Source organism: Pseudomonas sp. NFX98 (assembly GCF_047784845.1).
Classification (GTDB): domain Bacteria; phylum Pseudomonadota; class Gammaproteobacteria; order Pseudomonadales; family Pseudomonadaceae; genus Aquipseudomonas.
Genome location: NZ_JBLNNF010000011.1, coordinates 64,536 through 80,525, shown reverse-complemented (window position 1 = coordinate 80,525; position 15,990 = coordinate 64,536). Strand labels below are relative to the sequence as shown.

General features: G+C 59.3%; 15 protein-coding genes. 9 read left to right on the top strand and 6 right to left on the bottom strand.

Going from position 1 to position 15,990, the window contains the following annotated elements:
* Positions 1-41: 41 nt before the first annotated feature.
* Complete coding sequence (locus ACM110_RS16235) at positions 42-1,226, top strand: thiolase family protein (RefSeq protein ID WP_416128574.1); 1,185 nt, start codon at positions 42-44, stop codon at positions 1,224-1,226.
* A 138-nt stretch (positions 1,227-1,364) separates the two neighbouring features.
* Here ACM110_RS16235 and ACM110_RS16230 read toward each other — a convergent pair whose 3' ends face one another.
* Positions 1,365-1,559 carry a DUF6316 family protein gene (locus ACM110_RS16230; RefSeq protein WP_416128573.1) on the bottom strand — a complete coding sequence of 65 codons (195 nt, stop codon included), beginning with the start codon at positions 1,557-1,559 and terminating at the stop codon, positions 1,365-1,367.
* A gap of 210 nt (positions 1,560-1,769) precedes the next feature.
* Here ACM110_RS16230 and ACM110_RS16225 point away from each other — a divergent pair, with 210 nt between their 5' ends.
* Positions 1,770-2,729 carry a DMT family transporter gene (locus ACM110_RS16225; protein WP_416128572.1) on the top strand — a complete coding sequence of 320 codons (960 nt, stop codon included), beginning with the start codon at positions 1,770-1,772 and terminating at the stop codon, positions 2,727-2,729.
* A 131-nt stretch (positions 2,730-2,860) separates the two neighbouring features.
* Here ACM110_RS16225 and ACM110_RS16220 read toward each other — a convergent pair whose 3' ends face one another.
* Positions 2,861-4,255, bottom strand: a complete 1,395-nt coding sequence (locus ACM110_RS16220; RefSeq protein ID WP_338585371.1) for a class II fumarate hydratase — start codon at positions 4,253-4,255, stop codon at positions 2,861-2,863.
* 190 nt (positions 4,256-4,445) lie between these two features.
* Here ACM110_RS16220 and ACM110_RS16215 point away from each other — a divergent pair, with 190 nt between their 5' ends.
* The 7 genes from ACM110_RS16215 (at position 4,446) to ACM110_RS16185 (ending at position 12,329) form a co-directional block, all read left to right on the top strand.
* A complete protein-coding gene (locus ACM110_RS16215; RefSeq protein WP_150704430.1) occupies positions 4,446-4,970 on the top strand; it encodes a DUF2059 domain-containing protein in 525 nt (174 codons plus the stop codon).
* A 12-nt stretch (positions 4,971-4,982) separates the two neighbouring features.
* On the top strand, positions 4,983-5,282 hold the full coding sequence (locus ACM110_RS16210; RefSeq protein ID WP_150704429.1) for a BolA family protein: 300 nt from the start codon (positions 4,983-4,985) through the stop codon (positions 5,280-5,282).
* A 171-nt stretch (positions 5,283-5,453) separates the two neighbouring features.
* Complete coding sequence (locus tag ACM110_RS16205; RefSeq protein ID WP_338585373.1) at positions 5,454-6,398, top strand: rhodanese-related sulfurtransferase; 945 nt, start codon at positions 5,454-5,456, stop codon at positions 6,396-6,398.
* 36 nt (positions 6,399-6,434) lie between these two features.
* Positions 6,435-7,037 (top strand): DsbA family protein, encoded by a 603-nt coding sequence (locus tag ACM110_RS16200; RefSeq protein WP_416128680.1) that lies wholly within the window; start codon positions 6,435-6,437, stop codon positions 7,035-7,037.
* A complete protein-coding gene (locus ACM110_RS16195) occupies positions 7,030-8,847 on the top strand; it encodes an ABC transporter ATP-binding protein (protein ID WP_416128571.1) in 1,818 nt (605 codons plus the stop codon). Before ACM110_RS16200 ends, ACM110_RS16195 begins: the two co-directional genes overlap by 8 nt.
* A gap of 186 nt (positions 8,848-9,033) precedes the next feature.
* The gene (locus ACM110_RS16190) at positions 9,034-11,490 is read left to right on the top strand and encodes an EAL domain-containing protein (RefSeq protein WP_416128570.1); all 2,457 of its coding nucleotides are present in this window, start codon (positions 9,034-9,036) and stop codon (positions 11,488-11,490) included.
* A gap of 77 nt (positions 11,491-11,567) precedes the next feature.
* Positions 11,568-12,329, top strand: a complete 762-nt coding sequence (locus ACM110_RS16185; RefSeq protein WP_416128569.1) for a TenA family transcriptional regulator — start codon at positions 11,568-11,570, stop codon at positions 12,327-12,329.
* 134 nt (positions 12,330-12,463) lie between these two features.
* On the opposite strand, the gene ACM110_RS16180 is transcribed toward ACM110_RS16185, so the two are convergent.
* The 4 genes from ACM110_RS16180 to ubiG all read right to left on the bottom strand — a co-directional run bounded on the left by ACM110_RS16180 (position 12,464) and on the right by ubiG (position 15,972).
* Positions 12,464-13,390, bottom strand: coding sequence for a GGDEF domain-containing protein (locus ACM110_RS16180; protein ID WP_416128568.1), 927 nt, complete (start codon positions 13,388-13,390; stop codon positions 12,464-12,466).
* Between the two features lie 361 nt (positions 13,391-13,751).
* Positions 13,752-14,492 carry a YciK family oxidoreductase gene (locus tag ACM110_RS16175; RefSeq protein WP_150704677.1) on the bottom strand — a complete coding sequence of 247 codons (741 nt, stop codon included), beginning with the start codon at positions 14,490-14,492 and terminating at the stop codon, positions 13,752-13,754.
* Positions 14,493-14,597: 105 nt separating this feature from the next.
* Positions 14,598-15,269 (bottom strand): N-acetylmuramic acid 6-phosphate phosphatase MupP, encoded by a 672-nt coding sequence (gene mupP, locus ACM110_RS16170; RefSeq protein ID WP_217873267.1) that lies wholly within the window; start codon positions 15,267-15,269, stop codon positions 14,598-14,600.
* Positions 15,270-15,273: 4 nt separating this feature from the next.
* On the bottom strand, positions 15,274-15,972 hold the full coding sequence (gene ubiG / locus ACM110_RS16165) for a bifunctional 2-polyprenyl-6-hydroxyphenol methylase/3-demethylubiquinol 3-O-methyltransferase UbiG (RefSeq protein WP_033055822.1): 699 nt from the start codon (positions 15,970-15,972) through the stop codon (positions 15,274-15,276).
* Between the last annotated feature and the right edge of the window lie 18 nt (positions 15,973-15,990).

The window sequence follows — 15,990 nt, the reverse complement described above, 5'->3', positions numbered from 1 at the left end:
GCTCGGTCCACTCTCAACCGACAACAACAATGAGGTATGCCATGCGTGAAGTGGTGATCGTCGACAGCGTGCGGACCGGCCTGGCCAAATCCTTTCGCGGCAAGTTCAACCAGACCCGTCCGGACGACATGGCCGCGCATTGCGTCAACGCCTTGCTGGCGCGTACCGGCATCGACCCGGCCAGTGTCGAGGATTGCATCGTCGGCGCCGGCTCCAATGAAGGCGCCCAGGGCTACAACATCGGTCGCAACGTCGCGGTGCTGTCGCGGTTGGGCATCGGCACCGCCGGCATGACCCTCAACCGTTTCTGCTCGTCGGGTTTGCAGGCCATCGCCATTGCCGCCAACCAGATCGCTTCGGGTTGCAGCGACATCATCGTCGCCGGTGGCGTCGAGTCGATCAGCCTGACCATGAAAAGCGTCAACACCGATAACCTGATCAACCCGCTGCTCAAGGAACAAGTGCCGGGCATCTATTTCCCGATGGGTCAGACCGCCGAAATCGTCGCTCGCCGTTACAACGTCAGCCGCGAAGAACAGGATCTGTACGCTCTGCAAAGCCAGCAGCGCACCGCACAGGCGCAGGCCGCCGGTTTGTTCGATGATGAAATCGTGCCGATGGCGGTGAAGTACCGCGTTGAGGACAAGGCCACCGGTCAGGTGCAGATTCTCGACGGCATCGTCGATCGCGATGACTGCAACCGTCCCGATACCACACTGCAAAGCCTGGCCGGGTTGAATCCGGTGTTTGCCGAGGATGGCTCGGTGACGGCTGGCAACTCATCGCAACTGTCTGACGGCGCTTCCATGACATTGGTGATGAGCCTGGAAAAAGCCTTGGCACTGGGCCTGAAGCCGAAAGCGTTCTTCCGCGGTTTCACCGTGGCGGGCTGCGAACCGGATGAAATGGGCATTGGCCCGGTGTTCTCGGTGCCGAAATTACTCAAGGCCAAGGGCTTGAACGTTGCCGACATTGATCTGTGGGAACTCAACGAAGCCTTCGCCTCGCAGTGCCTGTACGCGCGCAATCGACTGGAAATCGACAACGACAAGTACAACGTCAATGGCGGCTCGATCTCCATCGGCCACCCGTTCGGCATGACCGGTTCGCGTCAGGTCGGGCACATTGTGCGTGAGTTGCAGCGGCGTAATCTGCGCTACGGCATCGTGACCATGTGCGTGGGTGGCGGGATGGGAGCGACCGGGTTGTTTGAGGCGGTGCGGTAACTGCTTCGGATTATGCAGTGATTGTGAAATTGCTATCGCGGGCAAGCCCGCTCCCACAGTGTTCGCCGGCGATCACAAATTTTGTATACGCCACAAAACCTGTGGGAGCGGGCTTGCCCGCGATGCAGACGCCGCGATTTAAGGACAATTGCTCAAATTCTGCACCCGCTCAATGTAAGCCTGAACCTCCCGCACAGCCGCCTCGGTATTCGCAAACGGCCCCTCCAGGGTGTTTTCCCGGGTGCTGAAATACAATTCCCCATTCACCCGACATAACCGGTCACTGCGAAAATGCAGGGCGGGGGCGTTGTCCTGGGCGCGCATGCCGTACATGGCGATCTCCTGAGGGGAATTGCTGTTGATGGATCCAATCAGGTTAGGCAACAAGCACTTGCCGCGCCTGGCGACCCGATCGACGGCACGACGCCAATTTCACGTTGCGACCTGCACAGTTTCATTCGCGGCCAGACGCCAACTGTCCCTGTGTGCCACACGCCGGTGCGCCTAGAATGGCGGTTCTTGTCACTGGGTTTTGGGGTTCGCATGCACATTTCATCGGGTCGCTGGGTGTACGGTCTGTTCCTGGCCTTGCTGACCGCGCTGCTGTGGGGAATCCTGCCAATCAAGCTCAAACAGGTGTTGACGGTGATGGACCCGGTCACGGTGACGTGGTTTCGCCTGATGGTGTCCGGTGGTTGCCTGTTCATGTATCTGGCGGCGACCAAACGCTTGCCGAGCCGTAAAGTGCTCGGGCCGCGTGGCGGCTGGCTGGTGTTGATGGCGGTGCTCGGGCTGGTGGGCAACTATGTGCTGTATCTGATGGGCCTGAACCTGCTCAGCCCCGGCACCGCGCAACTGGTGGTGCAGATGGGACCGATCATGCTGTTGATCGCCAGTGTGTTTGTGTTCAAGGAGCGCTTCAGCCTGGGGCAGGGCATTGGCTTGCTGGTACTGCTGATCGGTTTCGTCCTGTTTTTCAATCAGCGCCTGGCTGAGTTGCTGACGTCATTGAGCGATTACACCGCCGGCGTGTTGCTGGTGTTGTTGGCGTCCACGGTCTGGACTTTCTATGCGCTGGGGCAAAAACAGCTGCTGACGGTATGGAATTCGTTGCAGGTGATGATGGTGATCTACCTGTTCTGCGGGCTGTTACTGACGCCGTGGGTGCATCCGCTGGAAGCACTGCAACTGAATCCATTGCAAGGCTGGCTACTGCTGGCGTGCTGCATGAATACCCTGATTGCCTACGGTGCGTTTGCCGAAGCGCTGGCGCATTGGGAAGCGTCGCGGGTGAGTGCCACGTTGGCGATCACGCCGTTGGTGACGTTTGGCGCTGTTGCCCTGGCGGCTTTGTGGTGGCCCGAATATGTGCATGCCGAGACCATCAATGGTCTGGGTTATGGCGGGGCGATTTTGGTTGTATTGGGATCGGCGCTGGTGGCGTTGGGGCCTTCGTTGATTGCCGGGCTCAAGGCGCGGAAGATGCGGATGGCGGCCAGCTAGACCGCGTCATCGTTCATCGCGGGCAAGCCTTGCTCCTACAGGGATTGTGTCGTTCACGGAATATATGCACGACGCAAAACCTGTAGGAGCAAGGCTTGCCCGCGATGACTGACTATCAGGCACCGAAGACTTTAGCCCTTGGCCCCAGCCTCCAGCATATTCTCAGGCCTTACCCACGCATCAAACTCTTCATCAGTCAGATACCCCAACTGAAGTGCTGCCTCACGCAAGGTCAGCCCTTCGCTGTAAGCCTTCTTGGCAATCTCCGCCGATTTGTCATAACCAATGTGCGGGTTCAACGCCGTCACCAGCATCAAACCTTGCTCCAGATGCTCAGCCATTTTCCCTGCATCCGGCTCCAGCCCAGCGATGCAATGCTGCTGGAAGTTGCTGCAGCCATCGGCCAACAGGCGGATCGATTGCAGCAGGTTGTGGATGATCACCGGTTTGAACACGTTCAACTGCAAATGCCCCTGACTGGCGGCGAAACCGATGGCGACGTCGTTGCCCAACACCTGGCACGCCAGCATCGACAGCGCTTCGCACTGGGTGGGGTTGACCTTGCCGGGCATGATCGAACTGCCGGGTTCGTTGGCCGGCAGTTTCACTTCGGCGAAACCGGCACGCGGCCCGGAGCCCAGCAGGCGCAGGTCGTTGGCGATTTTCATCAGCGTCACGGCCAGGGTTTTCAACGCGCCGGATAGCGTGGTCAGCGGTTCGTGACCCGCGAGCGCGGCGAATTTGTTTGGTGCGGTGATGAACGGCAGGCCGGAGAGGGCGGCCAGCTCGGCGGCGATCGCTTCACCGAAACCATGCGGCGAATTCAACCCGGTGCCGACTGCCGTGCCGCCTTGGGCCAGTTCACACACCGCTGGCAGAGCGCTGCGGATTGCCCGTTCGGCGTAATCGAGTTGCGCGATGAACGCCGAGATTTCCTGGCCGAAGGTGATCGGCGTAGCGTCCATCATGTGCGTGCGGCCGGTCTTGACCAGTTTCATGTGGCGCGCCGACAGCTCGGCCAGACCGCCCGACAACTCGCTGATCGCCGGCAGCAAGTGTTGCTGCACGGCCTGGACAGCGGCGATGTGCATGGCGGTGGGGAAGCAGTCATTGGAACTCTGGGAGCGATTGACGTGATCGTTGGGGTGCACCGGCGACTTGCCGCCACGCGGGTTGCCGGCCAGTTCGTTGGCGCGACCGGCGATCACTTCGTTGACGTTCATGTTGCTCTGGGTACCGCTGCCGGTCTGCCAGACCACCAGCGGGAACTGATCGTCATGCTGGCCTTCGAGCACTTCGTCCGCGGCTTGTTCGATCAGCCGGGCGATGTCGGCAGGCAGGTCGCCATTGCGGTCGTTGACCCGAGCCGCGGCTTTCTTGATCAGCGCCAGGCCATGCAGCACCGCGAGCGGCATGCGTTCGTTGCCAATGGCAAAGTTGACCAGCGAGCGTTGCGTCTGAGCGCCCCAGTAGGCTTCATCCGGGACTTCAACCTGGCCAAGGCTGTCGGTTTCGATACGGCTCATCGGTCACACTCCTGTAGGTGATTGCGCAGTTTAGGCCGTGATCGACGGCCGGGGTTCCATCAGTCTCGATTCTGACCATTGAACCCCTCTAAATCAGGCGCGACAAGGCTTGGGGTTGAGTGACACACTTTTTTAGGCGCAGAATGGACGTCCTTGGGGTTTTACCTCGCCTGCTAGAAAAGGAAACTCGATGACTCGTCTTCGTGCCATCTGTACCGCGGTTGCATTGGTTTGTGCCAGCGGCCAGGTTTTTGCCGATACCGCCAGCCACAACGCCAGTGCCGAGGCTTTCCTGACCCTGGCGCATGCTGACAAATTGGGCACTCCGGTGTACATGCAGGTTCAGCAGATGTTCGCCCAGCGCTTCCAGCAAACCAAAGCCCCGGAATCGAAAAAAGCCGTACTGGAAACTTACCAGGCCAAGGCTAACGCCGCGCTGGACCAGGCCATCGGCTGGAACAAGCTGAAACCGGACATGGTCAAGCTCTACACCACCAACTTCACCGAATCGGAGCTCAAGGACCTGGTTGCGTTCTACCAGTCGCCGCTGGGCAAGAAAGTTCTGGAAAAAATGCCGCAGCTGACTCAGCAATCGGCCCAGATGACCCAGGCCAAGCTGGAAAGCGCGGTGCCTGTGGTCAACAAACTGTTGGCTGACATGACTGCCGAGCTGGAGCCGAAAGGCGCCGCCGCACCAGCCAAGAAAAAGCCTTAAGCGGAGTTCGGTATGACCATGCAACAACGCATCGAATCGACGCTGGGCCTGCTTCAGCCCCAGCATCTGCAGGTGCTGGATGAAAGCCACATGCACAGCCGCGGGTTGCAGACGCACTTCAAGGCCGTGGTCGTCAGTGAGCAGTTCGAAGGTCTGAACCGGGTCAAGCGCCACCAGAAAGTCTACGGCACGCTCGGCGAGCTGATGGGCGAGTTCCATGCGTTGGCGCTGCATACCTACACGCCAGAGGAGTGGGCACAGATCGACGCGGCTCCGGCCTCGCCAACCTGTGCTGGCGGCAGCAAGCATTAAGCTCAAAAGATCGCAGCCTGCGGCAGCTCCTACAGGAATACGCATTCCCATGTAGGAGCTGCCGCAGGCTGCGATCTTTTTTGTTAGAATGCCCAACGCGCCGCTCACCCGGCGCGTTTTTTTTCGCATCCGGTTCACCCCTTACGAGGGTAGCCACCTGGAGATTTACCCATGACACAACAGATTGTCGTGGCGGCACTGTATAAGTTCGTCACCCTGGAAGATTACGTCGCCCTGCGCGAGCCACTGCTGCAAGCGATGGTCGACAACGGCATCAAAGGCACGCTGCTGATCGCCGAAGAAGGCATCAACGGCACCGTGTCCGGCAGCCGCGAAGGCATTGACGGGCTGATGGCCTGGCTCAAGAACGACCCGCGCATGGACGACATCGACCATAAAGAGTCGTACTGCGACGAACAGCCGTTCTACCGCACCAAAGTCAAACTCAAGAAAGAAATCGTCACCCTCGGCGTCGAAGGCGTGGACCCGAACAAAAAGGTCGGCACCTACGTTGATCCGCAGGACTGGAACGCACTGATCAGCGATCCGGAAGTGCTGTTGATCGATACCCGTAATGATTACGAAGTATCGATCGGCACCTTCGAAGGCGCTATCGACCCGAAAACCACCAGTTTTCGCGAATTTCCCGACTACATCAAAGCCAACTTCGACCCGGCCGTGCACAAGAAGGTCGCGATGTTCTGCACCGGCGGCATCCGCTGCGAGAAGGCGTCGAGCTACATGCTCAGCGAAGGTTACGGTGAGGTCTATCACCTCAAGGGCGGCATCCTGAAGTACCTCGAAGAGGTGCCGCAGGAAGAAACCAAATGGCAGGGCGACTGCTTCGTGTTCGATAACCGCGTGACGGTGCGCCATGACCTGAGCGAAGGCGATTACGATCAATGTCATGCCTGCCGCACGCCGGTCAGCGTTGAAGATCGCACCTCCGAACACTACGTGGCCGGTATCAGCTGCCCGCACTGCTGGGACACGCTGAGCGAGAAAACCCGTCGCAGCGCCATCGATCGGCAAAAGCAGATCGAACTGGCCAAGGCCCGCAACATGCCTCATCCGATCGGCTACAACTACAAGCAAGCATCATCTACCGAGGCCTGAATCATGTCTGCACGCCTGCTCTATGTGATGGACCCGATGTGTTCCTGGTGCTGGGGTTTCGCTCCGGTTGCAAGCGCATTGGTAGAGCAGGCGGCGGCCGCGGGTGTGGACGTTCATCTGGTGGTGGGCGGCCTGCGCACAGGCAGTGGCGCCGCGCTGGAACCGACCACTCGACGGTACATTCTTGAACACTGGCAGGCGGTCACCGAAGCCACCGGCCAACCGTTCAAGCGTGAAGGTGCGTTGCCCGACGGTTTCGTCTACGACACCGAACCTGCGTGCCGCGCGTTGGTGACTGCACGCAGTCTGGCGCCGGATTGTGCATGGAAACTTCTGGGGCTGATTCAAAACGCGTTTTACGCCGAAGGTCGCGATGTCACCCGCGCCGGCGTGCTGGTGGAGTTGGCCGAGCAGGCCGGCCTGCCGCGTATCGAATTCGCCGCCGCGTTCGACCGTGCCGACATGCACGCCGCGACGGCTGCCGATTTCACCTGGGTCCAGGACCTGGGCATTGCCGGTTTCCCTACCTTGCTGGCTGAGCGCAATGGTCAATTGGCGTTGCTGACCAATGGCTATCAACCGCTTAGCGAGCTGTCCCCGCTGCTCGGCCGCTGGCTGGAGCGCGCTGCCTGTGCATGATCTGCCCGACGATGCCCCAACCGCGAAACGTGTCGATCGGCTGAGCTGGGCAGAAATTCGTCGTCTGGCCCTGCACCACAAGAAATCCCTATGGATCGCTAACGGCGTAGCCGTGCTGGCGACCCTGTGCAGTGTGCCGATCCCGCTGCTGCTGCCGTTGCTGGTAGATGAAGTGCTGCTGGGCCACGGTGACGCCGCGTTGAAAGTCATGAACCTCGCACTCCCTGAGGTCTGGCAAAAAGCCGCGGGCTACATCGGTCTGATGCTGGTGGTGACCCTGGCCCTGCGTTGCGCGGCATTGCTGTTCAACGTGGTGCAGGCAAAGTTGTTTGCCGCGTTGGCCAAGGACATTGTCTATCGCATTCGCATCCGCCTGATTGAACGCCTCAAGCGCATCTCGCTCGGTGAATACGAAAGTCTGGGCAGCGGCACGGTGACCACCCATTTGGTTACCGACCTCGACACACTGGACAAATTCGTCGGCGAAACCCTCAGCCGTTTCCTCGTGGCCATGCTGACACTGGTCGGCACCGCCGGGATCCTGATGTGGATGCACTGGCAACTGGCGCTGCTGATTCTGTTGTTCAACCCGCTGGTGATCTACGCCACGGTGCAGTTGGGCAAACGGGTCAAGCACCTGAAGAAACTCGAGAACGACAGCACTTCGCGCTTCACCCAGGCGTTGACTGAAACCCTGGATGCGATCCAGGAAGTGCGCGCTGGCAACCGTCAGGGTTTTTTCCTCGGCCGCTTGGGGCAACGGGCCCGGGATGTTCGTGACTATGCAGTGAACTCGCAGTGGAAAACCGACGCATCGAACCGGGCCAGTGGTTTGCTGTTCCAGTTCGGCATCGATATTTTCCGTGCGGCCGCCATGCTTACCGTGCTGTTCTCCGACCTGTCCATCGGCCAGATGCTCGCGGTGTTCAGTTACCTGTGGTTCATGATCGGCCCGGTGGAGCAACTGCTGAACCTGCAATACGCCTATTACGCCGCCGGTGGGGCGCTGTCGCGAATCAATGAATTGCTGTCCCGCGCCGACGAGCCGCAATACCCCAATGGCGTCGACCCGTTCACCGGGCGTGAGACCGTGGGTATCGAGGTCCAAGGCTTGAGTTTCGGATACGGTGATGAGCTGGTGTTGAACCAGATGAACCTGTCCATCGTCCCCGGTGAGAAGGTCGCCATCGTCGGCGCCAGCGGTGGCGGCAAGAGCACGCTGGTGCAGTTGCTGCTGGGGCTGTACACGCCGCTGGCCGGGACCATCCGCTTCGGCAGCTCGACCCAGCAAGAGATCGGCCTGGAAACCGTACGGGAAAATGTCGCCGTGGTCCTGCAACATCCGGCTCTGTTCAACGACACCGTTCGGGCCAACCTGACCATGGGCCGTGAGCGCAGCGACGAAGCCTGCTGGCAGGCCCTGGAAATTGCCCAGTTACACGCCACGATCCGTGAATTGCCCAATGGCCTGGACAGTATCGTAGGCCGCTCCGGCGTGCGTTTGTCCGGCGGTCAACGGCAACGCCTGGCGATTGCGCGCATGGTGTTGGCGGAGCCGAAAGTGGTGATCCTCGATGAGGCCACCTCTGCGCTGGACGCCGCCACCGAATACAACCTGCACCAGGCGCTGGCGCGGTTTCTGAGCAACCGCACCACGTTGATCATTGCCCACCGACTTTCCGCGGTAAAACAGGCTGACCGCGTCCTGGTGTTCGACGGCGGGCAAATCGCCGAGGATGGCGACCATCAGCAGTTGATCGCCGATGGTGGTTTGTACGCCAAGCTGTACGGTCATTTGCAGCAAATGTAGCCTACGAGGCCGAACGAATGAACGCTGTTTGAAGTCCGACAAAAACAATATCGTCACCGCTATCAATGGCCGTTTCAGCCCTTCTCGGGCGAGGCTCACCGCTTGCCCTGATCGCAATCGCCACCTAGTCTAGCGGTAGCGATTTCGTCCGGATGACGATCAAGCAGTGCTAAAACAAGGGACCTCATGAATCAAACGCGGACTCTCGGAACGCCACGGTTGTTGGGCATCGTCTGGCCATTTATCGCCGTTGTGTTGTTTCAAGCCCTGTTGGGCGGTGTCAGCCTGTACGTATTGTCGGCGGTTCGCGGCTATGTGGCCGGTGAAAGCCTCTGGTCCAAGGGCCAGAAAGACGCCATCTATTACCTCAATCTCTACGCCGACAGCCGTGACGAGGCGATTTTTCGCAAGTACCAGGATGCTATTTCGGTGCCTCAGGGCGGTCATGAGCTGCGGGTGGCGCTGGATCAACAGCCACCGGATATCGAGGCCGCACGACTGGCAATCCTCAAGGGCGGCAACCATCCTGACGACATTTCCAGCCTGATCTGGCTGTATCTGAATTTTCGCCATTTCAGTTACCTCGAAAAGGCCATCGATCTCTGGACCGTGGGTGACGCGTATCTGGTCCGGCTCGATGACGTTGCGCGGGACATGCACCAGCACGTCACCGCCACCCCGGCATCGGAAAGCGATATCCGGCGCTGGAAAGAACAGATTTTCGCGATCAACGATGAGGTGACGCCCGCGGCGAAGGCCTTTAGCGATGCTCTGGGTGAAGGTTCGCGGGTGATTCTTCGCCTGCTGCTGGTCACGAACCTGGCCACCGCCCTGGGCCTGATCGCGCTGGCCTTGATGCGCACTCATAAACTACTCAAGCAGCGACATGCTTTCGCCGACGCCTTGCAACTGGAGAAAGACCGGGCGCAGATCACCCTGCAATCAATTGGCGATGGCGTGATTACCACGGACGTCGCAGGCGCCATCGCCTACATGAACCCCGCCGCCGAGGCGTTGACCCACTGGAAGGCCGAGCAAGCGACGGGTCTGCCGCTGGCGGCGCTGTTCAATCTGCTGGACGAGAACGCCCAGGCCGACGGTTCTACCTTGATCGAACGCATTCTGAGCGGTCAGCTCAGTGGCGGCAGCGAGCATTCCAAACTGATCCAGCGTCTGGACGGCAGTACGGTGTCGGTCACGCTTGTCGGTGCGCCCATCAGCAACGCCGGCAAGGTCAGCGGCACCGTACTGGTGCTGCACGACATGACTCAGGAGCGGCAGTACATCGCCAACCTGTCGTGGCAGGCCACTCACGATGCCTTGACCGGCCTGGCCAATCGCCGCGAATTCGAGTATCGCCTGGAGCAAGCGCTGCACAACCTGACGCGCCAGTCGGGGCGGCATGCCCTGATGTTCCTTGACCTCGACCAATTCAAATTGGTCAACGATACCTGCGGCCATGCGGCGGGTGATGAGTTGCTGCGGCATATCTGCGCGCTGCTGCAATCCGGGTTGCGCGAGGGCGATACCCTGGCCCGCCTGGGGGGCGACGAGTTCGGCATCCTGCTGGAGAACTGTGGGCCGGAGGCGGCGGAGAAAATTGCCGAGAACCTGCGCCTGACCGTGCAAAACCTGCACTTCGTATGGAAGGGCCGGCCATTCGTGACCACCGTGAGTATCGGTCTGGTCCATGTTTCGCAGAACCCGACCACCCTCGAAGCCTCGCTTCGTGCTGCCGACATGGCGTGCTACATGGCCAAGGAAAAGGGCCGCAACCGGGTTCAGGTCTACCATCCCGACGATTCGGAACTGTCCCTGCGTTTCGGCGAAATGGCCTGGGTGCAGCGTTTGCACATGGCGCTGGAAGAGGACCGGTTCTGCCTGTACGCGCAGGAAATCGCGCCGCTGGGAATCGATTCTGGCGGCGCACACATTGAAATCCTGTTGCGCCTGCATGATGAATCCGGGCGGATGATTCTGCCCGACAGTTTCATTCCGGCTGCCGAGCGTTATGGCCTGATGAGTTCCATCGACCGTTGGGTCGTGCAGAACGTGTTCAAGATCATTGCCCAATGCCGCGCTGAGAAACGCCATGGGCCGCTGGCCATGTGTGCGATCAATCTGTCAGGCACAACCATCGGAGACGAGGCGTTTCTGGACTTCCTGCGTGAACAGTTCGTTGCTTACTCGATTCCGGCTGAAATGATTTGTTTTGAAATCACTGAAACCAGCGCGATTTCCAATCTTGGCAGCGCAATTAGATTCATTAATGAACTCAAAGGGTTAGGCTGCCTGTTTTCGCTGGACGACTTTTGTGCCGGGATGTCTTCATTCGCGTACCTGAAACATTTGCCTGTAGACTTCCTGAAGATCGACGGGAGTTTCGTAAAGGATATGCTGGACGACCCGATTAACCGCGCCATGGTCGAGGTGATCAATCACATCGGCCATGTCATGGGTAAGCGTACGATTGCCGAGTTTGTCGAAACGCCTCAGATCGAGCAGGCATTGCTGGAGATCGGGGTGGATTACGCTCAAGGGTATGTCATTGAACGCCCGCAACTGTTTACCTGCGATAGCCTGCTAAGTCGTCCTGCCAGACCTCAGCCTTTGTTGTTCAAGGCCCCTGGCACGTTCCGTTGAAATCTCTCGCTGATCTAATAATCACAATCAAAAGGAGCTCGACAGTGATCGACACATTCAACAGAACCGGACCACTCATGGAAGCTGCAAGTTATCCTGCATGGGCCCAGCGCCTGATTCAGGATTGCAGCGAGAGTAAGCGCCGGGTTGTCGAACACGAACTGTATCAGCGCATGCGTGACAACAAGCTCAGTGCAAAGACCATGCGTCAGTACCTGATAGGTGGCTGGCCGGTGGTCGAACAGTTCGCGTTATACATGGCACAAAACCTGACCAAGACCCGTTTTGCCCGTCATCCCGGCGAAGACATGGCGCGTCGCTGGCTGATGCGCAACATTCGTGTCGAATTGAACCACGCCGATTACTGGGTGAACTGGAGTCGCGCGCACGGCGTGAGCCTGGAAGATCTGCAGGCGCAACAGGTTGCCCCGGAACTTCACGCCTTGAGTCATTGGTGCTGGCACACCAGCTCGTCGGACTCGCTGATCGTGGCGATTGCCGCCACCAACTACGCCATCGAAGGTGCGACCGGAGAGTGGTCGGCAGTGGTCTGTTCCAGTGGCGTTTACGCCGCCTCGTTCCCCGAGGAAGAGCGCAAGCGTGCGATGAAGTGGCTGAAGATGCATGCCCAGTACGATGATGCCCATCCCTGGGAAGCGCTGGAAATCATCTGCACGCTGGCGGGCATGAACCCGAGCAAAGCCCTGCAAGTGGAATTGCGTCAGGCCGTGTGCAAGAGCTACGACTACATGTACCTGTTCCTGGAGCGCTGCATGCAGCTTGAGCAAGCGGAAAAGCAGCCGGTAGCCCGTGGGCGATTGGAGTTGGCGGAAAGCTGATGACTACCCGGCAGTAAAACTGTGGGAGCGAGCTTGCTCACGATGAGGCCGTGTCAGGCAACAATCCTGTTGAATGACACACCGCTATCGCGAGCAAGCTCGCTCCCACATTGTTTTGTGTCGCGGTTAAAGATTTATCCCGCCATCGTCACCCGGTTACGCCCCTCGCGCTTGGCGACGTACAGCGCATTATCGGCCCGACGCAACAGGCTCTCGGCAGACTCGCCGGGCAGCAGGGTCGAGCAACCGAGGCTGACGGTCAGTCCGATCGAGCGGCCATCGGCGAGGTATTCCTCGGCTTGTGCCGCAAACCGCAGACGCTCGCCGACCAGGGCGGCGGCTTCCCGGCAGGTGTTGGACAGCAGAATCAAAAACTCCTCGCCGCCAAAACGAAACACCATGTCAACGTTGCGCAACTGGTTCTTGATCGAGGCGGCAACTGCCTTGAGCACATCATCGCCAGCGCTGTGTCCGTGGTTGTCATTGATCTGCTTGAAGTGATCGATGTCCAGCATCAGCAGCGACAAAGGTTGCAAGTGGCGCCGGGACAGTTCGACTTCACGATGCAGCGTCTGGTCCATCGCGATGCGGTTGCCGGTGTCCGTCAGCGGATCACGCAACGCACTTTGAGTGGCGACGCGGTAGAGCAGGGTGTTGCGCATCGGGTAGAGCAGCGCCGCCAGCAGTGACTCAAGGTTGCCCTGTTCCTGCTCACTGAAACGCTGGTTACGACGAAACACCAGTTCACCCAAGTGCTCGCCTTCGTGGCTGAGACTGTAGCTGATCGAATGATGGCCACGTTGGCCGAACTCCAGGCGCAAGTCGCTGCTCTTGTGCTCATAGCTCAAGGCATCAAGGGGGACGAGGCGCTGAATCTCGCGGAAAAACACACCGAGAATACGTTGTGGCTCAAGACTGGTTTGCAGCTGCATGCTCAGTTGCTGGCGCAATTGCGCAAGGCTGACCGGCCTCTCCAGAGTGGGTTGCTGCTGACCAAAGCCCAGGCGTTGCAATTTGGCGCTATCGAAGTCAATTGCGTTGGTCTGGGAAGGTGATTTCATATGGCGTGCGCCCTTGAGCAGTAAGGCTGTCTTACAAGCTGGGTGAGAGCGGCTTTGGGCTGCGCGTCAATACTGGTCCGTCAGTCCCGTAGGACATTTCGTACAAGTTTAATCTGCTTTGTAGAAGTTTAGGAACCTGCTGACTTCAGGCTCGCCCCGTTCGCTTTCACATGGTGTGTTTGAGCAAAGCAGAGCGAAAGTCGTGCCATTCGATTTGTTTTCAATAAAGTGGTTATAAATCAAATGGTTGGATGTCGGTGCGCAATAGGCGGCGAATATTGCGACATAAGATTGACTGAAATTCGCCTTTGCCGGCGTGCCGCGACGGGAAGTCGGCGCGGCACAAATGCGACGTACGGCGTTACTGGGCGTTGAAAGCCTGGCCGTTGATGCCGGTGCTGTCCGGACCCATCAGGTACAGATAGACCGGCATGATCTCCTCAGGCGTCGGATTGTTCAGCGGGTTTTCCCCTGGATACGCCTGGGCGCGCATGCTGGTGCGAGTGGCACCCGGGTTGATGCTGTTGGAGCGTACCGGCGCCACAGTGTCGACTTCGTCGGCCAGGGTTTGCATCAGCCCTTCAGTGGCAAATTTGGAAACGCCGTAAGCGCCCCAGTACGCGCGACCCTTGCGGCCGACACTGCTGGAAGTGAACACCACAGAGGCATCCTGCGACAGCTTGAGCAACGGCAGCAGGGTGCTGGTGAGCATGAACATGGCGTTGACGTTGACTTGCATGACACGCATGAAGTTTTCGCCGGACAGCTGTTCGATCGGGGTGCGCGGACCAATGATCGACGCGTTGTGCAACAGGCCGTCGAGGTGGCCGAACTCGGTTTCGATCATCGCCGCCAGCTCATCGTATTGATGAGGCAGGGCGGTTTCCAGATTGAACGGAATCACCGCCGGTTGCGGATGGCCGGCGGCTTCGATCTCGTCGTAAACCTGAGTCAGGTTGGCTTCGGTCTTGCCCAGCAACAGCACGGTCGCACCGTGAGCGGCGTAGGTTTTGGCCGCAGCGGCACCAATGCCACGACCGGCACCGGTGACCAGAATGACCCGGTCCTTGAGCAAGTCGGGGCGGGCGGAGTAATCAAACATAAAAAACCTCAACGTCGGAAACAGACCCTGTAGGAGCACGGCTTGCCGGCGATGGCGTCTCTGAAGTCGCTATCGCCGGCAAGCCGTGCTCCTACGAAAAGCAGATCAGCAGCTGCAAAGCGCGCTATCCAGCACCTTGCGCAACTCCAGCGGATGATCAACCACCACATCCGCCCCCCAATGCCGCGGATTATCGTCCGGGTGGATGTAGCCGAAAGTCACGGCAGCGGTCTTGGTCCCGGCATCGCGCCCCGACTCGATGTCACGCAAGTCATCACCCACGAACAACACGCTGGCCGGGTCCAGGTCGAGCATCTTGCAGGCAAGAATCAGTGGCTCGGGATCAGGCTTGCTGTTCTTCACATGATCCGGGCAAATCAACAGTGCCGAACGCTCTGCCAAACCGAGTTGCTGCATGATCGGCTCGGCGAAACGCAGTGGCTTGTTGGTGACCACGCCCCAGATCAGGTTGGCTTTCTCGATGTCGGCGAGCAGCTCGCCCATGCCGTCGAACAGTTTGCTGTGCACCGCGCAGCCGACGAGGTAGCGCTCCAGGAACTCCAGGCGCAGCTCCTCGAACCCGGGCGATTCCGGGTCCATGGAGAAGGTCACTGCGACCATCGCCTTGGCGCCGCCGGAGATCTCGTCGCGGATGTGTTTATCGTTGATCGGCGGCAAGCCGCGATCGGCACGCATCGCCTGACAGATCGCGATAAAGTCCGGCGCGGTGTCGAGCAGGGTGCCGTCCATGTCGAAAAGAACTGCTCTGATACGCATCGGCTTACTCCTCGCGCAGGGTCTGGATCATGTAGTTGACGTCCACGTCGGAGGCCAGTTTGTAGTGCTTGGTCAGCGGGTTGTAGGTCAGGCCGATGATGTCCTTGACGGTCAGGCCGGCCATGCGGCTCCAGGCACCCAGCTCGGAAGGGCGGATGAATTTCTTGAAGTCGTGGGTGCCGCGCGGCAGCAACTTCATGATGTATTCGGCACCGACGATGGCGAACAGGTACGCTTTCGGGTTGCGGTTGATGGTCGAGAAGAACACCTGGCCGCCAGGCTTGACCATGCGGAAGCAGGCGCGAATCACCGAGGACGGGTCCGGCACGTGTTCGAGCATCTCAAGGCAAGTGACCACGTCGAACTGTTCCGGCATTTCTTCGGCCAGGGCTTCGGCGGTGATCTGCCGGTATTCGACGCTCACGCCGGATTCCAGCTGATGCAACTGAGCGACCGCCAGCGGCGCTTCACCCATGTCGATTCCCATGACAGTTGCGCCGCGCTGAGCCATGGCTTCGCTGAGAATGCCGCCGCCGCAACCGACGTCGAGGACCTTCTTGCCGGCCAGATTGACGCGTTCGTCAATCCAGTTGACCCGCAGCGGGTTGATATCGTGCAGCGGTTTGAATTCGCTTTCGCGGTCCCACCAGCGATGGGCCAGGGCTTCGAATTTGGCGATTTCGGCGTAGTCGACGTTGCTCATGGTTTAAGTCCTCTAAAA